We start from the raw sequence: 22,724 nt of genomic DNA, 5'->3' as shown, positions 1-22,724 counted from the left end.
AAAAGGAAACCCGCAGCGATGGCGTACTACCGCACTCCTCATGACGTTACCGCGCTGCCCGCCTGGCAAGCGCTCAATCAACATCGCCAAGCCATGCAGGATTTCAGCATGCGCGAAGCCTTCAATGCCGATCCGCAGCGCTTTTCCCAGTTCACCCTGAGCAGCTGTGGGCTTTTCCTCGATTACTCGAAGAACCTGATCACCAGCCAAACCCGTGACCTGCTGGTGGGCCTGGCCGATGAAGTGGGCCTCAAGGACGCGATCAACGCGCTGTATGCCGGCGAACCGGTCAACTCCTCCGAAGGCCGCCCTGCCCTGCACACCGCCCTGCGCCGCCCGGTAGGCGACAAGCTGTCGGTGAACGGCGTGAACATCATGCCGGACGTGCACAAGGTGTTGAACCAGATCACTGACCTGGTCGGCCGCATTCACGACGGTCTGTGGCGTGGCTACACCGAAAAGCCGATCACCGACGTGGTGAACATCGGCATCGGTGGTTCGTTCCTCGGCCCGGAGCTGGTCTCCGAGGCGCTGTTGTCTTACGCCCATAAGGGCGTGCGTTGCCACTACCTGGCGAATATCGACGGCAGCGAGTTCCACGAGCTGACCATGAAGCTGCGCGCCGAGACCACGCTGTTTATCGTCTCGTCAAAATCGTTCAACACCCTGGAAACCCTGAAAAACGCCCAGGCCGCCCGCGCCTGGTACCTGGCCCAGGGTGGCTCGGAAGCCGAGCTGTACCGCCACTTCATCGCTGTGTCGAGTAACAACGCGGCGGCGGTGGCCTTTGGTATCCGCGAAGAAAACATCTTCCCGATGTGGGACTGGGTCGGCGGCCGTTATTCGCTGTGGTCGGCCATTGGTCTGCCCATCGCCCTCGCCATCGGCATGTCCAACTTCAAGGAACTGCTGTCGGGTGCCTACACCATGGACCAGCATTTCCTGACCGCACCGTTCGAGCAGAACATGCCGGTGCTGCTGGGCCTGCTGGGCGTGTGGTACGGCAACTTCTGGGGAGCGCAAAGCCATGCGATCCTGCCGTACGACCACTACCTGCGCAACATCACCAAACACCTGCAACAGCTGGACATGGAATCCAACGGCAAGAGCGTGCGCCAGGACGGCACACCCGTGGCCACCGACACCGGCCCGGTCATCTGGGGCGGCGTGGGCTGCAACGGCCAGCATGCGTACCACCAGTTGCTGCACCAGGGCACCCAACTGATTCCGGCCGACTTCATTGTGCCGATTGTCAGCTTCAACCCGGTGTCCGACCACCATCAATGGCTCTATGCCAACTGCCTGTCGCAAAGCCAGGCACTGATGCTCGGCAAGACCCGCAGTGAAGCCGAAGCCGAGCTGCGCGACAAAGGCATCGCAGAGGACGAAGTGCAGAAGCTGGCCCCGCACAAGGTGATCCCGGGCAACCGTCCGAGCAACACCATTGTGGTCGAACGCATCAGCCCGCGTCGTCTCGGCGCGTTGGTGGCCATGTATGAGCACAAGGTGTTCGTGCAGAGCGTGATATGGGGCATCAACGCCTTCGACCAATGGGGCGTGGAGCTGGGCAAGGAGCTGGGCAAGGGTGTTTACAACCGCCTCACCGGCGCCGAAGAAACCTCGGCCGAGGACGCGTCCACCCAAGGCCTGATCAACTACTTCCGCGGTCGTCATCGCGGCTGATACCTGCCTCAACGCGACCCCGGCCTGCTCAGGCCGGGGTTAGCTGTTAAACTCCCCGCCCCTGTTTTCCTCATTTACAGCAAGGCGCGCTCCATGTCCCCCCTGAACCAGGCGCTGCGCGCCGCCCTCGATCATCGCCAAGACCTGATCAACGAACTGCACGCCCAGGGCACCGACTGCTATCGACTGTTTCACGGCAGCCAGGAAGGCGCCGGCGGCCTGACTATCGACCGCTATGGCCCGCAATTGCTGGTGCAAAGCTTTCACCAGTCGCTGGACACCGCAGACCTGCTGGACCTGCATCAACAGATCAATCAGTTCATGGGCCTGGAATTGCTGCTGGTGTATAACGACCGCTCCCGTGGCAACTCGCGCATCGACCGTGACGATACGGTGTATCGCGCCGAGCCGGCGGCGCTGGAAGACCTGGTCGGCCACGAATGGGGCCTCAATTATCGCGTACGCGGGCGCCACGCCGGGCAGGACCCGCTGTTGTTCCTGGACCTGCGCAACACCCGTGGCTGGGTCAAGGCGCACAGCGCCGGCAAAAGCGTGCTGAACCTGTTCGCCTACACCTGCGGTGTTGGCTTGAGCGCGGCGGCCGGCGGTGCCCGCGAGGTGTGCAACCTGGACTTTGCCGAGGGCAACCTGGCGGTCGGTCGCGAGAACGGTCTGCTGAACCCGCAATTGCCGACCATGGCGTTTGTGCAGTCCGATTACTTTCCGGCGATTCGCCAACTGGCCGGTCTGCCCATCACCCAGCGGCGCGGCCACACACTGCCAGCTTACCCGCGCCTGGAGCAACGCCAGTACGACCTGGTGCTGCTCGATCCGCCCGCCTGGGCCAAGAGTGCGTTCGGCACGGTCGATCTGCTGCGCGACTACCAGAGCCTGCTCAAGCCGGCGTTGCTGGCAACCGCCGACAATGGCGTGCTGATCTGCTGCAACAACCTGGCAAAAGTGGGCATGGACGATTGGCGGGAGCAGGTGCTGCGCTGTGCCGAAAAAGCCGGGCGACCGGTACGCGACTGGCAAATCATGACGCCGGGAGCCGACTTTCCGTCGCAGGATCAACAGCCACCCCTGAAGACCCTGATCCTGCAGTTGTAGTCCTTTTCCCAATAGGCTCGGTGCTTCGGAACCGATAACCCGTGCCATACTCCAAGGCACTCCTGTTCGATATAGATGGCGTCGCCCATGTCCAAAGGATTGATCCGCGCCATTGGCGCACTGCTGACCGCACTGGCTCTGTACAGCTTGCTGGGTTTTCTGATTCTGCCGGGCATCGCGCTTCGTATTGCCAACCAGCAACTGGCCCATTACGCCACGGTGCCGGCAAGACTGGAGCGTATCGAACTCAACCCGTTCAGCCTGGAAGTGACGGCCTGGGGCTTGAAAGTCGGCGAACCGGGCAAGGAGCAGGTCGGTTTTGAACGCCTCTATGCCAACCTGCAACTCGACAGCCTGTGGACCCGCGCGCTGCACCTGGCGGATGTGCAGTTGGACCAGCCCAAGACCGAGCTGCTGTTCGACAAGTCCGGCACATTGAACCTGGCGCAGCTGTTCAAACTGCCGCCCAGCGAGCCCACCCCGACAGACCCGGACGCCAAGCCCTTCCCGCTGCGTATCGACAGCGTCAAGCTGGCCGGTGGCTACGTGCACTTTCAGGACCTGCGCCCCAGCGAACCCATCGAATTCCTCTACGACAAGCTCGACTTCGAGCTGAAAAACCTCAGCACATTGCCTGAAGACAATGCCGACATGACCCTGGTGGCCGCCGGCCCTGCGGGCGGGCAAATCGACTGGAAGGGCAATTTCAGCCTGGTGCCCATCACCTCTGAAGGCACCTTGAAAGTCACCGATGGCAAGATGAAAGCCTGGTGGCCCTATGTGCGTGATGCCTTGCCGCTGGTGCTGGAAGACGGGGTGCTGAATTTCAACACGCATTACACCTTCAGCCTGGCCAAGGAAACTGAACTCAAACTGACCAACACCACGGCCAGCATCGCGCCATTTGCCATCAACGCCCCGGATGGCCGGCCGCTGGTGCGCCTGGAGCGTCTGGACGTGAGTGACACCACAGTCGACCTGGCCAGGCAGCAAGTGGTGGTTGGCAAAATCCGCAGCAACAAGCTGGAAACCTGGGCCGCCCGCGAAGCCGACGGGCAACTGGACTGGCAGAAACTGTTCGCCAGTCAGCCGAACAAACCGGCCAGGGCGCCGGAACCCGCCAGCGCTCCGGCGACGGCCGACTCGCCCAAGCCTGCCCCTGCCGCACCGAGCAAACCGTGGCAAGTGCTGCTCAAGGACGTGCAACTGCGCAACTACCAGGTGCATGTGGCTGACCGTCAGGCTCAACCCGCCGTCGCGCTGGAGCTGGGCCCGCTGAACGTCGATGTGCAGAACTTCGACAGCCTCAATCAGAAACCCTTCACCCTCAAGCTCGACAGCGGCCTGGGCAAGCAGGGCAAACTCCAGGCCAGCGGTGAGGTGAATCTCAACCCGGTCAGCGCGAAGTTGAAGGTAAACACCCAGGATATCGATCTGCGGGTGGCGCAGTCCTACATCAGCCCGTTCATCCGCCTGGAACTGCGCAGCGGCATGCTCGGCAGCAACCTGGATGTAAACCTCACCAGCACCGATCCGCTGAAGCTGCAGGTCACCGGCCGGGCGCAGGTCGACCAGTTGCACACGCTCGACACCCTCAAGACCCGCGACTTTCTCAAATGGCAGCGCCTGGTACTCGAAGGCGTGAATTATCAGCACGGCGACAGCCTGTCGATCGACAAGGTCAACCTGCTGCAACCCTATGCGCGCTTCATGATCAACGATGACCGCACCACTAACATCGATGACCTGCTGATTCCGCAGCCGGCCGACAATGGTGCCAAGTCGTCGGCCAAGCCGGCAGCGAGCAAAGACAAGCCGCTGGGCATCCGAATCGGCCAGGTGGCGATCAATGACGGTTCGGCCAACTTTGCCGACTTCAGCCTCACGCCCAACTTCGCCACCGCCGTGCAGCAGCTCAACGGACAAATCGGCACGATTGACAGTCGCCAGGGCAAACCGGCCAGTGTCGACATCAAGGGCAAGGTGGACCGCTACGCACCCGTCACCATCAAGGGCAGCGTAAATCCGTTTGATCCGATGGCAGCGCTGGACATTGCCACCAGCTTCAAACGTGTCGAGCTGACCACGTTGACGCCCTACTCCGGGAAATTCGCCGGTTTCCGCATTCGCAAGGGCCGCTTGAACCTCGACTTGCACTACGTGATCACCAAGGGCCAGTTGAAGGCCGAGAACAAGGTGGTGGTCGAGCAATTGCAACTGGGTGAAAAAGTCGACAGCGCCGATGCCGTGGACCTGCCGATTCGTCTGGCGATTGCACTGCTCAAGGACACCAACGGCAGAATCTCCCTCGAGTTGCCGGTGAGCGGCGACTTGAATAATCCACAGTTCAGCGTGATGCCGATTGTGTGGCAGACCCTGCGCAACCTGGTTGCCCGTGCGGCCACCGCGCCGTTCAAGTTCATTGGCGGGCTGGTGACAGGCGGCGGTTCGGAGGATCTGGGCAGTGTGTCGTTTGCGGCAGGCTCCAGTGACCTGGACAAGAATGCCGAAGGCGCGCTGAACACGCTCGCCAAGGCCTTGAAGGAACGCCCTGCGCTGCGCCTGGAAATTGAAGGTACGGCGGCAGCCAGCAGCGACGGGCCGTTCCTGGCACACGAGCGTCTGGAGCGTGAATACCAGTACAACTACTACAAGATTCTGCAGCGCCGTGGCGACAAGGTTCCCGCCCAGGCATCACTGCTGGAAGTACCGGAGAAAGAAAAGGCGCCATTGCTTGAAGGTATCTATCGCACCCGTCTCAAGCAGCAACCGCCCGCTGAATGGAAAGGCTTGAGTGACGCCGAACGCGCGGCAAAACTGCGCGACGGTGTGCTCAAGTTCTGGAGCGCCAGTGATGTGTTACTGCGTCAGCTGGGTCAGGACCGAGCCAGTACCATCAAGGACTACCTGGTGGACAAGGGGCAGCTTGAAGATGACCGGGTGTACTTCATCGACACTCAACTGGGGCAGGCAGAGAAAGACGGCCGCGTAGTCACACCGATGCACCTGGATGCCGAGTGACCTGAGGCCTCTATAGATCCAAATGTGGGAGGGGGGTTGCTCTCGATAACGGGCTGTCAGTTGATTTATTCATCACTGACCCGCCGCTATCGGGAGCAACCCCCCTCCCACTTTTTTTGATTTGGGTACATCAGACCCACAATAAAACAGGCCCCGGCACAAGTGCCGGGGCCTGTAATGACCACATCCGTGTGGTCGGTCGCATGAACTCCGGGGTGCGTTGGGTGGATATCTGACTCACCCGCCGCCGCCATTCAGTTCAGTTGAACCGTTGAGCGTTACTCTGCTTTCAAGCCATCAGCCGAAACAGCTTTAACGCCTTTGATTTTCTTCGCGATGTTCACAGCGGTGGTTTTCTGAGCTTCAGTCACCGCTACGGTGGAAGACAGGGAAACTACGCCTTTGTTGGTTTCGACTTTGATGTCGGTACCAGGAATACCTTTCTCGGTTACCAGGTCAGCTTTGACTTTGGTAGTGATCCAAGTGTCGGTGGTAGCGCCTTTGGCGTCATGAGCTGCGCCTTTGGTCTTGTCGATGTTGTCTGCCTTGGTAGCGCCGCCAGCCAGAAGGCCGTCAGCGGAAACAGCAGTCACACCTTTGATTTTCTTGGTGATGGCTACAGCGGTCGCTTTCTGCGAGTCCGAGATAGCTACCTTGGAGGACAGGGAAACCACACCTTTGTTGGTTTCAACCATGATGTCCGAACCTGGGATGCCTTTTTCAGTCAGCAGGTCAGCTTTGACTTTGGTGGTGATCCAGGTGTCCGAAACGCTTTCCTTAGCCTGGGTGGCTTCGCCGGCCGCCAAAGTCATAGGGGCTTGGGAAGTCTGAGCAAAGGCTACGTTAGCACCCATGGCCAGAGTCAGAGCGGTAGCAGTAGCGAGAGCGAACTTCTTCATACGAGTAACTCCTGTTTTATTAAAAGACTGCAGTACGTAAATCTTGGTACTGAAGCGCTAACAGGGATATTGCAGGCAGTGTGCCAAGTTGCGGTACGAGATTAAATCCTTTAAAAACAAGGAGTTATAAAACCGCCCTGTTTCCGGAATCGTGCAACTTGCATGAAGACGGCCGGATCTGCATGCAAGTTGCGGCTTTTGTCTGTGGTGCTAAACGGCTGATCACGCCTACCTTTCGTGCGCCCATAAAAAAAGGACTCCGAAGAGTCCCTTTTCAGCATGAAGCCTGGGGGTGATTAAACGCCCGAGGCCTTGGCTGCTGCAACGTCCTTGATGGACAGCTTGATACGGCCGCGGTTGTCCACGTCCAGTACCAGCACTTCCACTTCCTGGCCTTCTTTCAGAATATCGGTCACTTTCTCTACGCGAGCATCGCTGAGCATGGAGATGTGAACCAGGCCGTCTTTGCCCGGCAGGATGTTGACGAATGCGCCGAAGTCGACGATGCGCTCAACCTTGCCGACGTAGATCTTGCCGATCTCGGCTTCGGCAGTGATGCCCAGAACGCGCTGACGCGCAGCCTCAGCCGCTTCCTTGGATTCGCCGAAGATCTTGATCGAACCGTCATCTTCGATATCAATCGAAGCCTTGGTTTCTTCACAGATCGCACGAATGGTCGCGCCGCCTTTACCGATGACGTCACGGATTTTGTCGGTGTCGATTTTCATCGCGATCATGGTCGGAGCATTTTCCGACAGCTCGGTGCGCGACTGACCAATGATCTGGTTCATCTGGCCGAGGATGTTCAGGCGCGCTTCCAGGGCTTGGCCCAGGGCGATTTCCATGATCTCTTCGGTGATGCCCTTGATCTTGATGTCCATCTGCAGCGCGGTCACACCTTTGGCGGTACCGGCTACCTTGAAGTCCATGTCGCCCAAGTGGTCTTCGTCACCCAGGATGTCGGTCAGGATGGCGAACTTCTCGCCTTCTTTAACCAGGCCCATGGCGATACCGGCAACCGGTGCCTTCATCGGCACACCGGCGTCCATCAGCGCCAGGGAAGCACCGCAGACGGATGCCATGGAGCTGGAACCGTTGGACTCGGTGATTTCCGATACAACACGGATGGTGTACGGGAACACGTCGGCGGCCGGCAGCATCGCAGCGATCGAACGACGGGCCAGACGGCCGTGGCCGATTTCGCGACGACCAGCGCCACCCATGCGACCGCACTCACCGACCGAGAACGGCGGGAAGTTGTAGTGCAGCATGAACGGGTCTTTTTTCTCGCCTTCCAGGGTGTCCAGCAGCTGTGCGTCACGGGCAGTACCCAGCGTCGCGACTACCAGCGCCTGAGTTTCACCACGGGTGAACAGGGCCGAACCGTGAGTCTTCGGCAGCACGCCGACTTCGATGTTCAGCGGGCGTACGGTGCGGGTGTCACGGCCGTCGATACGTGGCTTGCCGTTAACGATGTTTTCGCGAACGGTGCGGTATTCGATTTCGCCGAAGGCGGCTTTAACTTCGCTGGACGAAGGCTGGCCTTCCTCACCGGAGAGCTTGGCAACAACCTGGTCCTTCAGCTCGCCCAGGCGAGCGTAACGGTCGGCCTTGACGGTGATGGCGTAGGCCTGGGAGATCGCGTCGCCGAACTCCGAGCGGATAGCGCCCAGCAATTCGGTGGCTTCCGGAGCAGCAGCCCAGGTCCAGGTCGGTTTGGCAGCTTCGGCGGCCAGTTCGGTGACAGCCTTGATGACAGCCTGGAATTCGTCGTGAGCAAACAGTACCGCGCCCAGCATCTGGTCTTCGGTCAGCTCTTTGGCTTCCGATTCAACCATCAATACGGCTTCGGACGTACCGGCAACGACCATGTCCAGGCTCGACGCTTTCTGCTGCTCGTAAGTCGGGTTGAGCAGGTAGCCGGTGCTTTCGTGGAAAGCAACGCGGGCGGCGCCGATCGGGCCGTCGAACGGAATGCCCGAGATAGCCAGGGCAGCCGAGGTACCGATCATCGCAGCGATGTCCGGATCGGTCTTCTTGCTGGTGGAAACGACGGTGCAGACAACCTGCACTTCGTTCATGAAGCCTTCGGGGAACAGCGGACGGATCGGACGGTCGATCAGTCGGGAAGTCAGGGTTTCTTTTTCGGAAGGACGGCCTTCACGCTTGAAGAAACCACCAGGGATCTTACCGGCAGCGTAAGTCTTTTCCTGGTAGTGAACGGAAAGAGGGAAGAAGCCTTTGCTTGGGTCAGCGGTCTTGGCGCCAACAACGGTCACCAGTACGGTAACGTCGTCATCAACGGTAACCAGCACTGCGCCGGAGGCTTGACGGGCGATACGGCCTGTCTCGAGGGTAACGGTCGACTGACCGAACTGGAATTTTTTGATAACCGGGTTCACGGTGTCCTACCTTCTTTGTGGCTCTTGGGGAACTTGTCTTCTTGCGAAATTCTTGGGCAATGTCGGGAATCGGCCCAACGCCTGTCCAGGGTAAAACGTGTATCCAGATAAAACTTGAGGCTGGGAGCCTGCCATGGGCCAGCGGGAATCCCACTGACACACGGCAGACAACCAACCTCTAGCGCAATCGCTTGTTAGCGACGCAGACCCAGGCGACCGATCAGAGCCTGATAACGACCCAGATCCTTGCCTTTCAGGTAGTCCAGCAGCTTACGGCGCTGGTTTACCATGCGGATCAGACCACGACGGGAGTGGTGGTCTTTACCGTTGGCCTTGAAGTGACCTTGCAGCTTGTTGATGTTGTGGGTCAGCAGTGCAACTTGCACTTCTGGCGAACCAGTGTCACCAACAGCTTGCTGATAGTCAGCTACGATTTGTGCTTTTTCTTGAACGTCGAGAGCCATGAGGCAATCCTTTTTTCAGGAAACCACCCAAAGGGTGATCTCAATAGGCCAGGGACAAATCCCTGTATCTAAAAATGAGAAGTGACCGTGCCTATTAACAGCCACCCTCGTTCGGTCATTCTGACCGAATCAGTCGACGCGGCGCTATGCGCCCGTCTTCGCTCACTTCACCGATTCCGATGAAACGACCGTTATGATCCTGTACCCGCACCATGCCGAACTTCGGGGCATCCGGGGCACGTACCGGCTGGCCGTTGAGCCAGTAGAACGCGCTGTGCTCCGAGAAGTGCAGCAATGGCCAATCGAGCAAACCGCTGTCCGATGGCATCAGGAAGCGATCAACCGCTTCGTTGCCGCCTTCGGCGTGAACCGCTTCCAACTCTTCCAGCGTGACCGTCTGAGCCAGGCTGAAGGGACCCGCCTGGGTGCGTCGCAGTTCTGCCACGTACGCACCGCAACCAAGCTGTTCACCAATATCTTCCACGAGGGTACGGATATAGGTGCCTTTGCTGCAGTCCACGGCCAGGCGCGCGGTGTCGCCTTCACAGGCGAGCAATTCCAAGCGCGCAATAGTAACAGAACGCGGTTCGCGCTCCACTACTTCGCCCGCACGTGCCAGCTTGTAAAGAGGCTGACCATCACGCTTGAGGGCCGAGTACATCGGCGGTATCTGGCTGATTTGCCCACGAAAACCGGGTAAAACCGCCTCGATATCAGCACGACCAACGGTCACATCACGCACCTGCAGAACATCACCTTCGGCGTCGGCCGTGGTAGTGGTCTTGCCCAATTGCATCAGGGTTTCGTACCCCTTGTCGGAGTCGAGCAGGTATTGCGAGAATTTGGTGGCCTCGCCGAAGCACAACGGCAACACGCCGGTGGCCAGGGGGTCGAGGCTGCCGGTGTGCCCGGCCTTTTCGGCATTGAGCAGCCAGCGAACCTTCTGCAACGCGGCATTGGAAGTAAAGCCAATGGGCTTGTCGAGCAGAATGATGCCGCTGACGTTGCGACGGATACGTTTGACCTGAGCCACCGCTTACTCCTTGGCGTCTTCAGGTGTGGACGGGTGCTGACTGTCTTCTGCCACCGCGCGCTCGATCAATGCCGACAGGTGCGCGCCACGCACGACGCTTTCGTCGTAGTGGAAGTGCAACTGGGGAACACTGCGCAGCTTCATTTCACGGGCCAACTGCATGCGCAGGAAACCTGCCGCCGCGTTGAGTACCTTGATGCTTTGCGCGATTTCTTCGCTGCTGTCCTGACCCATCACGGTGATGAAGATCTTGGCGTGACCCACGTCACGGCTCACTTCAACGGCGGTAATGGTGACCAGGCCGACACGCGGGTCTTTGACTTCGCGACGGATCAATTGAGCCAGCTCGCGCTGCATCTGATCGCCGATACGCTGGGTACGGCTGTATTCTTTTGCCATGTCTTGTTACCTGTTACTGCCACACGGTGAAACCCGTGGGGTCTGAAAGCGGCAAACGCCCGGCCTGACAAAAGCCAGACCGGGCGTTGCGTTTAGAGTCCGGACACGGCGCCCGGCATTTGCATGCCGGAGCGCCGCGCGGCCCTTGAAGTACGCGAGTTAGAGGCTGCGAGCAACCTGAACCTTCTCGTAGACTTCGATCTTGTCGCCAGGCTTGACGTCGTTGTAGCTCTTGACGCCGATACCGCATTCCATGCCAGCACGCACTTCGGAAGCGTCATCCTTGAAGCGGCGCAGGGATTCCAGCTCGCCTTCGAAGATAACGATGTCTTCACGCAGTACACGGATTGGACGGTTACGGTGCACAACACCTTCGATAACCATGCAACCGGCGATCGCGCCGAATTTCGGCGAGCGGAACACGTCACGCACCTCGGCGATACCCAGGATGTTCTCCCGAACATCGCTGCCAAGCATGCCGGTAAGGGCTTTCTTGACGTCTTCGATGATGTCGTAGATGACGTTGTAGTAACGCATGTCCAGGCCTTCCTGCTCGACGATCTTGCGAGCGCCGGCATCGGCACGCACGTTGAAGCCGAACAGTACAGCGTTGGAAGCCAGTGCCAGGTTGGCGTCGGACTCGGTGATACCACCGACACCGCCACCGACAACGCGCACTTGCACTTCGTCGTTACCCAGGCCATTCAAGGCGCCGTTCAACGCTTCGAGGGAACCACGAACGTCAGATTTGAGAACGATGTTAAGCGTCTTCTTCTCTGCCTGGCCCATGTTTTCGAAGATGTTTTCCAGCTTGCCGGCGTGGGCACGGGCCAGTTTGACTTCGCGGAACTTGCCTTGACGGAACAGAGCCACTTCACGGGCTTTCTTCTCGTCCGACAGCACGCTCATTTCGTCGCCAGCGTCCGGGGTACCGTCCAGGCCGAGGATCTCGACAGGGATGGAAGGACCGGCTTCCTTGATGGGCTTACCGTTCTCGTCGAGCATGGCACGTACACGGCCATAGTTCGAACCGACCAGTACCATGTCGCCTTGGCGCAGGGTACCGTCTTGAACCAGAACGGTCGCAACCGGGCCACGACCCTTGTCGAGACGCGATTCAACCACAACACCACGACCTGGGGCCGATGGAGTTGCTTTCAGTTCGAGTACTTCAGCTTGCAGCAGGACCGCTTCGAGCAGTTCGTCCACACCAGTACCGACTTTCGCCGAAACCGAAACGAACGGCGTATCACCGCCCCACTCTTCGGAAGTCACACCGTGAACCGACAGTTCGCTACGGATGCGATCGAGATCGGCGCCCGGCTTGTCGATCTTGTTCACTGCAACAACCAGTGGAACACCGGCAGCCTTGGCGTGCTGGACCGCTTCAATGGTCTGCGGCATCACGCCGTCGTCCGCTGCAACGACCAGAATCACGATGTCAGTCGCCTTGGCACCACGGGCACGCATTGCAGTAAATGCGGCGTGACCCGGGGTGTCGAGGAAGGTGACCATGCCGCGTTCGGTTTCAACGTGGTACGCACCGATGTGCTGGGTAATACCGCCAGCTTCGCCAGCAGCTACCTTGGCACGACGGATATAGTCGAGCAGGGAGGTCTTACCGTGGTCCACGTGACCCATTACGGTCACAACGGGCGCACGGGAGAACGTCTCACCTTCAAACTTCAGGGACTCAGCCAGGGAATCTTCCAGGGCCGTGTCGCTGACCAGGGTCACTTTGTGGCCCAACTCCTCAGCCACGAGCTGAGCAGTTTCCTGATCAAGCACCTGGTTGATGGTGGCCGGGGTGCCCAGTTTGAACATGAACTTGATGATTTCAGCCGCCTTGACCGACATCTGATTGGCGAGGTCGCCAACAGTGATGGTCTCGCCGATCTGCACATCACGCACGACAGGGCCGGTTGGGCTCTGGAAACCGTGGGCATTGCGCTTCTTCAGCTTGGCCTTGCCGCGACCACCACGACGGAAGCCATCGCTTTCTTCGTCGGTAGTACGTGGGGCAACGCGTGGCGCAGGCGCTTTCTCTTTGACCGAAGCACGATGCGGAGCGTTTTTGCGCTCGCCATCGCCACCGCCGCTGCGACGATTGTTGTCGTCGGCGCGTGGCTTGTCCGGGCGACGAGGTTCGTCGCGCTTACGGGCGTCGGCTGCCGGAGCAGGTGCAGCGGCAACCGGAGCGGCCTCACGCACAGCTTCAACAGGCGCAGCAACCGCGTCAGTGGCAGCAGGTTGCGCAGCCGCAGGCTGGCGACGCGCTTCTTCTTCGGCGCGACGCTTGGCTTCTTCTTCAGCCTTCTGACGTGCAGCATTTTCTACTGCGCGACGTTCTTCCAGATCGCGTTTGCGCTCGGCTTCGATTTCTTCCGGGCTGCGCTGTACGAAGACTTTCTTCTTGCGTACTTCAACGCTGATGCTCTTGCTACCCGCAACACGCAGGGTGCTGGTGGTTTTGCGCTGCAATGTAATCTTGCGCGGTTCTTCCACTTTCGCCTTGTGGCTGCTCTTCAAGTGAGTCAGCAAAGACTGCTTCTCACTATCGCTCACACCTTCGTCGGCGGCGGTGTGCGGCAGACCTGCCTCACGCATCTGCTGCAACAGGCGCTCTACCGGTGTTTTGACCTCATCGGCCAGTTGTTTCACCGTGACTTGCGTCATGCACTTCTCTCCTCAGGCCGCGCCTAATTACTCGAACCAATGGGCTCGGGCGGCCATGATCAACTTGCCGGCACGATCTTCGTCAATGCCGTCGATGTCGAGCAGATCGTCAATAGACTGCTCGGCCAGGTCTTCGCGGGTAATTACGCCGCGCACCGCCAGTTCCATCGCCAAATCCTTGTCCATACCCTCAAGCGAGAGCAGGTCTTCGGCCGGATGGGCGTCTGCCAGCTTTTCCTCAGTAGCGATGGCTTTAGTCAACAAACGATCCTTGGCCCGAGCGCGAAGCTCGTTGACGGTGTCTTCGTCAAAGCCGTCGATGTTGAGCATTTCTTCCAACGGTACGTAGGCAATCTCTTCCAGGCTGGTGAAGCCTTCATCTACCAGCACCTGCGCCAGATCTTCATCGACTTCCAGCTCTTCGATAAAGTTTCGCAGGATGTCACCGGTTTCAGCTTGCTGCTTAGCCTGGATGTCCGATTCGGTCATCACGTTCAGGGTCCAACCAGTCAGTTGGCTGGCCAGACGCACGTTCTGCCCACCACGACCAATGGCCTGAGCCAGATTGTCTGCGCCAACGGCGATGTCCATTGCATGGGCATCCTCGTCGACGATAATTGCCGCCACTTCAGCCGGTGACATGGCGTTGATCACGAACTGAGCCGGGTTATCGTCCCACAGCACGATATCAACACGCTCACCGCCCAACTCACCCGACACTGCCTGGACACGCGAACCGCGCATACCGATGCAAGCGCCCTGCGGGTCGATGCGTTTGTCCTTGGAGCGGACCGCGATCTTGGCGCGCGAACCCGGGTCGCGGGATGCTGCCATGACTTCGATCAGGCCTTCGGCGATTTCCGGCACTTCAATACGGAACAGCTCGATCAGCATTTCCGGCGCGGTACGCGACAGGATCAACTGAGGGCCGCGGTTCTCGGTGCGGATTTCCTTGAGCAGTGCACGCAAGCGCACACCCACACGGAAGGTTTCACGAGAAATGATGTCTTCACGGGCCAGCAACGCTTCAGCGTTGTTGCCCAGGTCAACGATCACGTTGTCGCGGGTAACTTTTTTGACGGTGCCGGAGATGATTTCACCCAGACGCTCGCGATAGGCGTCAACGACTTGAGCGCGCTCGGCTTCGCGAACCTTCTGCACGATGACCTGTTTAGCGGTCTGTGCTGCGATACGGCCGAACTCGATCGATTCGATCTTTTCTTCGACGACATCGCCTACATTGGAACCGGGATGCGTTTCGGCAACCTTGCTCGGCCAGGTTTCGATGGCCGGATCATCAAGATCGGCTTCTTCGACGACTGTCCAGCGACGGAACGTCTCATAGGCACCGGTGTGGCGGTTGATTTCCACACGCAGATCAACTTCGTCCTCAAAACGCTTTTTGGTAGCGGTGGCCAGGGCCAGCTCCAGCGCTTCAAAAATCACGTTTGCCGGTACACCCTTTTCATTGGATACCGACTCAACAACCAGCAGTACTTCTTTGCTCATCGTACGCCTCGCCTTTCGCAAGCCATTGGATCCGCGGGATCCGCGTCTCAGTCAAAACTGGGAATAATGTTGGCCTTGTCGATCATATCGATCGGCAACAGGAACTCATGGTCTTCTACCTGCACCACGACATCCTGTTCTTCTACACCGCGCAGAAGGCCCTGAAAGTTGCGTCGCCCTTCGAACGGGGAGCGCAGCTTGATCTTCACTTGTTCACCGGCAAATTTTGCAAACTGATCAATAGTGAACAGTGGGCGTTCCATGCCTGGCGAGGAAACTTCGAGGGTGTATTCAACGGAAATCGGATCTTCAACATCCAGCACACCGCTGATCTGACGGCTGACAATGGCACAATCGTCCACCAGCACGCCGCCCTCTTTATCGATATAAACGCGCAACATTGAGTGGCGACCTTGAGCCGAGAACTCAATACCCCAGCATTCATAGCCCAGGGCCACGACCACCGGGGCCAGCAAGGCCTGCAACTCTTCTAGCTTGCTCGACACCTGAACCCCCTCGTGCATGTATGTGCATGCTGTGCAAAATAAAAAAATGGGCGAAACGCCCATCCTTGAAACGCCGTCGAACAGCGGCGTTGAAAGTGTCCAGCTAACAAAAAGCCCCTTAAAAGGGGCTCCGCTAAAACTGGTTGCGGGGGCCGGATTTGAACCGACGACCTTCGGGTTATGAGCCCGACGAGCTACCAGACTGCTCCACCCCGCGACAAAGCTGGGGCGGAAGTATACGACCGATCCCTTACAGGGTCAATGTAACCTTCCACCTACAAGAAAGCCCGCAACAGCGGGCTCTCCTGATAATTGGTACCGAGAAGGGGACTCGAACCCCTACACCCTATGGGCACAACCACCTCAAGGTTGCGTGTCTACCAATTCCACCACCTCGGCAATACAGCGTTTACAACCCTTCTTACTTTTGCTCTTGAGCTGGAGGTACGTCAGTCGCTGGAGTAGCCGACTTTTGCTCTTGAAGCACCGGGACATCATCAGAAGCCGGTTTCGCCTTTGGTACTTCCAACACTGCCGGGTTTGGCAAACCTGCTTGAGTCAGCACATGAGCTTTCTCTTTAGCAAAGTAACCTAACCCCAAGCTGGTTATGAAGAAACCGGCGGCGAGTATAGCAGTAAACTTACTAAGAAAGGTAGAGGAACCTTGGCTTCCGAACACAGTATTTGAAGCACCTGCACCGAAAGACGCACCAGCATCCGCACCTTTGCCCTGTTGCAGCAAAACCAGGGCAACTACGCCCAAGGCAGCCAACAGATGAAAAACGACTACGACTGTTTCCAGCATTTTTTCAGTTTCCCGCGGCGCGACAGATCGCACCGAACTCATCTGCATTCAGGGAAGCTCCACCAATGAGCCCCCCATCGATATCCGGCATGCCGAACAGTTCGACCGCATTGGCCGCCTTCACGCTGCCGCCGTATAGAAGACGCACACCTTGTGCGACTTCAGAATTCTTTTCCGCCAACTGCGCACGAATGGCTGCGTGCACATCCTGCGCCTGTTGCGGTGTAGCAGTCAGTCCGGTGCCAATGGCCCAGACCGGCTCGTAAGCAATGACCGCGCTTGCAAACGCATCAACACCCAGCTCATCGATGATGCTGTCCAGCTGACGCGAGACAACCTCGATCGTCTTGCCCGATTCACGCTGCTCAAGGGTCTCCCCTACGCACAACACTGGAATCAAGCCACTGGCCTGCGCCGCTGCGAACTTGCGATTGAGCATCTGATCACTTTCGCCCATCAACTGGCGACGTTCCGAGTGCCCAACCAGTACATAGGCGCAACCCGCATCGACCAGCTGACTAGGCGCAACCTCACCCGTCAACGCACCTTGGCCGGGCTCCACCGCAGAATTCTGCGCGCCGACCTGAATCGACGTACCTTTCAAGCCATCAACCACTTGGCTGACATGCAACAAAGGCGGGAAAACCGCGACATCGACACCGCCAGGCAGGGCCAACTCACGAAGGCCGTCGATCAGCTCAGCGACACTGGCGCGGGTACCGTGCATCTTCCAGTTACCAGCTACCATCGTGCGACGCATGCTGTACCCCGTCGGTCAAAGTGGGCGCAGATGTTACCCAACCACACCATCACTGGCAAGCCGAATTCAGGCGCAAACTTCAGTTACCAGTTTTGCCAGGTCTTCGGCATGGCCGCGAACCTGTGTTTCGTCTTCACCTTCGACCATGACGCGCACCAGAGGCTCTGTGCCAGACTTGCGCAGCAACACGCGCCCACGCCCTTCCATCGCCAGCGTCACGCGCTCGCAGGCCTCTTTGACAGCCGGATGCTCGATTGGATTTTCACCACCGGCAAAACGCACATTGAGCAACACTTGTGGACACTTGCGCAGGGCCTGACGCGCCTGGGCAAGGCTTTCCTTGCGACGACGCAGAGCCAGCAGCACCTGCAATGCGGCAATAATTGCATCGCCCGTGGTGGTGTGCTGGAAACACACGACGTGCCCTGAGTTCTCTCCGCCTACCAACCAGTTACGCTCGAGCAGCTCGGCAATGACGTAACGGTCGCCAACGTTGGCGCGGATGAACGGAATACCCAGATCTGCCAGCGCCAACTCAAGCCCCAGGTTGCTCATCAATGTACCGACGACGCCACCTTGCAGCTTGTTACGCTCATGCAGGTCGCGCGCGATGATGAACAGCAGGTCATCGCCATCTACCACGGCGCCTGTGTGATCCACCATCAGCACGCGGTCACCGTCACCGTCGAAGGCAATACCCAGATCGGCATGCTCGGCGAGTACAGCCGCCTGCAATTGCTCCATATGGGTGGAACCGCAGTTGTCGTTGATGTTCAAGCCGTTGGGCTGGGCCGACAGCACGGTCACGTCGGCACCCAACTCCTTGAATACGCTTGGCGCGACCTTGTAGGTGGCACCATGAGCGCAATCAACCACAATCTTCAACCCGGCAAAACTGGTACTGGTGGGCACACTGCTTTTGCAGAATTCGATATAGCGACCGGACGCGTCGTTGATCCGCGACACCTTGCCCAACTTGCTGGATTCAACCACCGTCATCGGCGCGTCCAGCAACTCTTCGATCATCAATTCGATCTCGTCCGGCAACTTGGTGCCCTGCCCCGAGAAAAATTTGATGCCATTGTCATCATGCGGGTTATGCGACGCACTGATCACGATACCGGCTTCAGCGTGAAAGGTACGCGTCAGGTAAGCAATCGCAGGCGTGGGCATTGGGCCCAGCAACATAACGTCGGCACCGGCGGCCGACAAGCCGGCCTCCAGGGCGGATTCGAACATGTAGCCTGAAATGCGTGTGTCCTTGCCTACCAGGATGCGGCACGCGCCCATGCTGCGGAACGCCATGCCTGCCGCCCAACCCAGCTTGAGCATGAAATCAGGGGTAATTGGAAATTCGCCGACCCGACCACGGATACCGTCGGTGCCAAAGTATTTTTTAGTCATAAGTGCTCCATCATTCTTATTCAGCTGATTCTACAGCGGCAATCATGCGCACCACATCAACAGTCTCGGCAACATCGTGCACACGCAGAATGCGCGCACCCTTGCCTACGGCAAGCGCGGCCAACGCAAGGCCGCCATACAAACGCTCACCTACCGGGCGATTCAAGGCCAGCCCTATCATGCTTTTGCGGGAAACGCCGACCAGCAACGGTCGACCAAGGGCATGCAGGGCTTCCATGTGTTTGAACAGGCTTAAATTGTGTTGCAGAGTCTTGGCGAAGCCAAAACCCGGATCAAGAATGACCCTCTCCGGCGCAATGCCTGCTGCGGCACACTGCGCCATGCGCCCAGCGAGAAAACCACTCACCTCGCCCACCAGGTCATCGTAATGGGGATTGTCCTGCATATTGCCGGGCTCGCCCAGCATATGCATCAGACAGACCGGCAGACCAGTCGCCGCAGCGGCATCCAGCGCGCCATCACGCCTCAGCGCACGCACATCATTGATCAGGCCGGCACCCAGCCGCGCGGTTTCGCGCATTACAGCGGGCGTCGAAGTATCGACCGAAATGATCACGTCCAGCTCGCGGGCGATGCACTCGACAATTGGCGCTACGCGCTCCAGCTCCTCCAGCGGAGAGACCACGCGCGCGCCAGGTCGGGTCGACTCGCCCCCCACATCAATCAAGGTCGCGCCAGCAGACACCATGGCCTCGGCATGACGCAAAGCGGCATCCCGTTGGCTAAAGCGGCCACCATCGGAGAAAGAATCGGGGGTTACATTGAGAATGCCCATGACATGTGTATGGGCCAAATCAAGAACCCGATTGCCGCAAGGCAACCGGGTGGAGGACAACGCAGAAGTCATTTCAAACCTTAGTGGTCAGCTGCAGGACCGCCAATCGGGGCTTCAGGGCGTTCGTTCTGAACCACAGGCGGAGTGCCCGAAGTACCCGAACCACCTTCCCAGTCGCGCGGCTCACGCGGCGCACGACCGGCCATGATGTCGTCTATCTGATCGGCATCGATGGTCTCGTACTTCATCAGCGCGTCAGCCATGGCGTCCAGCTTGTCGCGATTGTCAGTCAGGATCTGCTTGGCCGTGCCGTAGCACTGGTCAATGATACTGCGCACTTCGGAGTCGATCAGCTTGGCTGTTTCACCGGAGAAGCTTGCGCTTTGACCACCACCGCCACGACCCAGGAACACTTCGCCTTCTTCCTCGGCATACATCAATGGGCCCAGTTTTTCCGACAAGCCCCACTTGGTCACCATGTTCCGCGCAATCTGGCTGGCGCGCATGATGTCGTTGGAGGCACCGGTGGTGACCCCATCGAAGCCCAGGGTCATCTCCTCAGCGATTCGACCGCCATACAGCGAGCAGATCTGGCTGATCAACGCACGCTTGGAAAGGCTGTAACGATCCTCTTCCGGCAGGAACATGGTCACACCCAGGGCACGGCCGCGAGGAATGATCGAAACCTTGTAGACCGGGTCATGCTCAGGCACAACACGACCAACGATGGCGTGACCCGCCTCGTGGTAAGCAGTGTTCTGCTTCTCTTTCTCGGACATGACCATGGATTTGCGCTCGGCGCCCATCATGATCTTGTCCTTGGCCAGCTCGAACTCTTTCATTTCCACAATGCGCTTGCCGGTGCGGGCCGCAAACAGCGAAGCCTCGTTGACCAGGTTGGCCAGGTCGGCACCGGAGAAGCCTGGGGTACCACGGGCAATCACGCCCGGGGCCACATCGTCGCCCATTGGTACTTTGCGCATGTGTACTTTCAGGATCTGTTCACGACCACGGATATCCGGCAAACCAACCACAACCTGACGGTCGAAACGGCCTGGACGCAGCAACGCGGGGTCCAGCACGTCCGGACGGTTGGTCGCGGCAATCACGATGATGCCGTCATTCATCTCAAAACCGTCCATCTCGACCAGCAACTGGTTGAGGGTCTGCTCGCGCTCATCATGACCGCCGCCCATGCCGGCACCACGATGGCGACCCACGGCGTCGATTTCATCGATGAAGATGATGCATGGCGCGTGTTTCTTGGCCTGTTCGAACATGTCACGAACACGGCTGGCGCCGACGCCGACAAACATCTCGACAAAGTCGGAACCGGAAATCGTGAAGAAAGGCACCTTGGCTTCACCGGCAATCGCCTTGGCCAGCAAGGTTTTACCAGTACCCGGAGGACCGACCATCAGCACGCCGCGAGGAATACGGCCGCCAAGGCGCTGGAACTTGCCAGGATCGCGCAGGAACTCAACCAGCTCGCCTACTTCTTCCTTTGCCTCGTCGCAACCCGCGACGTCCGCCAATGTGGTCTTCACCTGATCTTCAGAAAGCAGACGCGCCTTGCTCTTGCCGAAGCTCATCGGCCCGCCCTTGCCCCCGGCGCCACCTTGCATCTGGCGCATGAAGAACATGAACACGGCAATGATCACCAGGATCGGGAAGCTCGCGACCAGGAGTTGGGTCCAGATGCTCTGCTGCTCAGGCTGCTTGCCCTCAACGACCACGTGGTTATCCACCAGATCGCCGATCAGACCGTTGTCCTGGATTGCCGGACGGATGGTCTTGAAGCTGTCGCCATCGCTGCGCTTACCGGTAATCACGTAGCCATCAACCGCTACGCGCTCGACCTTGCCATCCTTGACCTGCTGGATGAAGTCGGAATAGTTGAGGGTCTGCGGCTCGTTAGGGCTGGAGAAGTTGTTCATCACCGTCACCAGGACAGCCGCAATGATCAACCACAGGATCAGATTCTTTGCCATATCGTTCAATTAACTACCCTCTGAAGCAAGCTCCGCTGCTGGCGCGCGCTTCGCATGATATTCACCGGCCTAACTTACTACATTACCTACAACTCTTGCAGACGCCGTCTGTAACCCTTTGTGAAACTTTGACTACACAATATTCGTAAAGCTTCATTACGAAAGCGATTTAAAAAAACCTATCGCCCTGCTCGAACACATCAGAATCGCTCTTCGCTTGCCGCACCTTCTACCCCGCGGAACCCGCGGCACAGCAGGTACTGTTCACGGGATCTGTCCCGGGAAGAGTCTGGCTTGCGTGTCTGAACCTTGTCGAACAGCTTGCGGATGTTCTTGTGGTACTCGTCAAAACCTTCGCCCTGGAAGACCTTCACCAGAAAATCACCACCAGGGCGCAACACCCGACCCGCCAGATCCAGCGCCAGTTCACAGAGGAACATGGCGCGCGGCATATCGACAGCCGGTAACCCACTCATATTGGGGGCCATGTCGGAAATCACAAGGTCCACCTGAGAATTTCCCACGGCTTCCAGAATCTCGGCCAGGACAGAATCCTGGGTGAAGTCGCCGTGCACAAAGGTCACATCGGGGATGCTGTCCATCTCAAGGATGTCGGAAGCGATCAACCGGCCTTGCCCACCAATCAGACGACTGGTCACCTGGGACCAACCACCCGGTGCCGCACCCAGGTCGATGACGCTCATGCCTGGACGAATCAGTTTGTCCTTGTCCTGGATCTCCAGCAGTTTGTAGCTGGCCCGGGAACGGTAGCCGTCCTTCTGCGCCTTTTTGACGTAAGGATCGTTGAAATGCTCTTGCAGCCACTTAAGGCTAGTTTTGGAACGGGCCACGGGCCACCTCGAAAATAAAACGGGTCGTGATTAACTGGGCGGTCCCGGACTCGCTCGGGTAAACTGGCCGCCGCTTTTTACAAGATCAGACGCAGGGGTCAGATTATGCCGCTCACTCAAGAGCAGAAGAAACAGTACAAATCCATTGGCCACCATCTGAAACCAGTTTTGATTGTGGCTGACAACGGTTTGACTGAAGGTGTTTTAGCCGAACTTGAACGCGCATTGGGCGATCACGAACTGATCAAGATCAAGGTCAACATCCTTGACCGTGAAGCGCGCCTGGCGGCCATTGCAGAACTGTGCAAGGTCGGCAAGGCAGACCTGGTCCAGGTCATCGGCAAGATGGCGCTGCTGTACCGCAAGAACTTCAGCGTCAACAAGCAACTGTCGAACGTTCATCGCTTCAAGTAAC

Annotated in this window: 18 protein-coding genes and 2 tRNA genes; 4 read left to right on the top strand and 16 right to left on the bottom strand. The window is 58.5% G+C overall.

Annotated features, from left to right (window positions below; all coding sequences use genetic code 11):
- Positions 1-18 precede the first annotated feature (18 nt).
- From pgi to ACXX81_RS02130, 3 genes are all read left to right on the top strand, one after another.
- Positions 19-1,683, top strand: coding sequence for a glucose-6-phosphate isomerase (gene pgi, locus ACXX81_RS02140; protein WP_209984893.1), 1,665 nt, complete (start codon positions 19-21; stop codon positions 1,681-1,683).
- 93 nt (positions 1,684-1,776) lie between these two features.
- On the top strand, positions 1,777-2,793 hold the full coding sequence (locus tag ACXX81_RS02135; RefSeq protein ID WP_231422625.1) for a class I SAM-dependent rRNA methyltransferase: 1,017 nt from the start codon (positions 1,777-1,779) through the stop codon (positions 2,791-2,793).
- Positions 2,794-2,880: 87 nt separating this feature from the next.
- Complete coding sequence (locus ACXX81_RS02130) at positions 2,881-5,814, top strand: DUF748 domain-containing protein (protein WP_458571134.1); 2,934 nt, start codon at positions 2,881-2,883, stop codon at positions 5,812-5,814.
- Positions 5,815-6,092: 278 nt separating this feature from the next.
- Here ACXX81_RS02130 and ACXX81_RS02125 read toward each other — a convergent pair whose 3' ends face one another.
- The 16 genes from ACXX81_RS02125 to rlmE form a co-directional block, all read right to left on the bottom strand.
- On the bottom strand, positions 6,093-6,626 hold the full coding sequence (locus tag ACXX81_RS02125) for a BON domain-containing protein (RefSeq protein ID WP_458572562.1): 534 nt from the start codon (positions 6,624-6,626) through the stop codon (positions 6,093-6,095).
- 383 nt (positions 6,627-7,009) lie between these two features.
- The gene (gene pnp, locus ACXX81_RS02120) at positions 7,010-9,115 is read right to left on the bottom strand and encodes a polyribonucleotide nucleotidyltransferase (protein WP_057008738.1); all 2,106 of its coding nucleotides are present in this window, start codon (positions 9,113-9,115) and stop codon (positions 7,010-7,012) included.
- Between the two features lie 194 nt (positions 9,116-9,309).
- On the bottom strand, positions 9,310-9,579 hold the full coding sequence (rpsO, locus tag ACXX81_RS02115) for a 30S ribosomal protein S15 (RefSeq protein ID WP_003176135.1): 270 nt from the start codon (positions 9,577-9,579) through the stop codon (positions 9,310-9,312).
- A 115-nt stretch (positions 9,580-9,694) separates the two neighbouring features.
- A complete protein-coding gene (truB, locus tag ACXX81_RS02110) occupies positions 9,695-10,612 on the bottom strand; it encodes a tRNA pseudouridine(55) synthase TruB (protein ID WP_209984904.1) in 918 nt (305 codons plus the stop codon).
- A 3-nt stretch (positions 10,613-10,615) separates the two neighbouring features.
- A complete protein-coding gene (gene rbfA / locus ACXX81_RS02105; RefSeq protein WP_057725021.1) occupies positions 10,616-11,011 on the bottom strand; it encodes a 30S ribosome-binding factor RbfA in 396 nt (131 codons plus the stop codon).
- A 159-nt stretch (positions 11,012-11,170) separates the two neighbouring features.
- On the bottom strand, positions 11,171-13,687 hold the full coding sequence (infB, locus tag ACXX81_RS02100) for a translation initiation factor IF-2 (protein WP_209984906.1): 2,517 nt from the start codon (positions 13,685-13,687) through the stop codon (positions 11,171-11,173).
- A 27-nt stretch (positions 13,688-13,714) separates the two neighbouring features.
- Positions 13,715-15,196 carry a transcription termination factor NusA gene (gene nusA, locus ACXX81_RS02095; protein WP_003235027.1) on the bottom strand — a complete coding sequence of 494 codons (1,482 nt, stop codon included), beginning with the start codon at positions 15,194-15,196 and terminating at the stop codon, positions 13,715-13,717.
- Positions 15,197-15,243: 47 nt separating this feature from the next.
- Positions 15,244-15,702 carry a ribosome maturation factor RimP gene (rimP, locus tag ACXX81_RS02090; RefSeq protein ID WP_003235029.1) on the bottom strand — a complete coding sequence of 153 codons (459 nt, stop codon included), beginning with the start codon at positions 15,700-15,702 and terminating at the stop codon, positions 15,244-15,246.
- 140 nt (positions 15,703-15,842) lie between these two features.
- Positions 15,843-15,919, bottom strand: a tRNA-Met gene (locus ACXX81_RS02085).
- Between the two features lie 96 nt (positions 15,920-16,015).
- Positions 16,016-16,101: transfer RNA gene (locus ACXX81_RS02080), tRNA-Leu, on the bottom strand.
- A gap of 22 nt (positions 16,102-16,123) precedes the next feature.
- Entirely contained in the window at positions 16,124-16,507 is a 384-nt protein-coding gene (gene secG, locus ACXX81_RS02075) for a preprotein translocase subunit SecG (RefSeq protein ID WP_003235031.1), read from the bottom strand.
- 4 nt (positions 16,508-16,511) lie between these two features.
- Positions 16,512-17,267, bottom strand: a complete 756-nt coding sequence (gene tpiA / locus ACXX81_RS02070) for a triose-phosphate isomerase (RefSeq protein WP_322214509.1) — start codon at positions 17,265-17,267, stop codon at positions 16,512-16,514.
- Positions 17,268-17,333: 66 nt separating this feature from the next.
- A complete protein-coding gene (glmM, locus tag ACXX81_RS02065) occupies positions 17,334-18,671 on the bottom strand; it encodes a phosphoglucosamine mutase (protein ID WP_003235035.1) in 1,338 nt (445 codons plus the stop codon).
- A 16-nt stretch (positions 18,672-18,687) separates the two neighbouring features.
- Positions 18,688-19,539 carry a dihydropteroate synthase gene (folP, locus tag ACXX81_RS02060; RefSeq protein WP_209984910.1) on the bottom strand — a complete coding sequence of 284 codons (852 nt, stop codon included), beginning with the start codon at positions 19,537-19,539 and terminating at the stop codon, positions 18,688-18,690.
- A gap of 8 nt (positions 19,540-19,547) precedes the next feature.
- Entirely contained in the window at positions 19,548-21,458 is a 1,911-nt protein-coding gene (gene ftsH / locus ACXX81_RS02055) for an ATP-dependent zinc metalloprotease FtsH (protein ID WP_209984913.1), read from the bottom strand.
- A 200-nt stretch (positions 21,459-21,658) separates the two neighbouring features.
- Positions 21,659-22,309, bottom strand: a complete 651-nt coding sequence (gene rlmE, locus ACXX81_RS02050) for a 23S rRNA (uridine(2552)-2'-O)-methyltransferase RlmE (protein ID WP_003235041.1) — start codon at positions 22,307-22,309, stop codon at positions 21,659-21,661.
- A 105-nt stretch (positions 22,310-22,414) separates the two neighbouring features.
- Between rlmE and ACXX81_RS02045 the strand changes: the two genes are divergently transcribed.
- Positions 22,415-22,723 (top strand): YhbY family RNA-binding protein, encoded by a 309-nt coding sequence (locus ACXX81_RS02045; RefSeq protein WP_017139256.1) that lies wholly within the window; start codon positions 22,415-22,417, stop codon positions 22,721-22,723.
- The last annotated feature ends 1 nt before the right edge of the window (position 22,724 follow it).

Source organism: Pseudomonas sp. GNP013, assembly GCF_054343995.1.
Note: the sequence above shows the minus strand (reverse complement) of the source record. Positions and strands in the feature narration are given on the sequence as shown.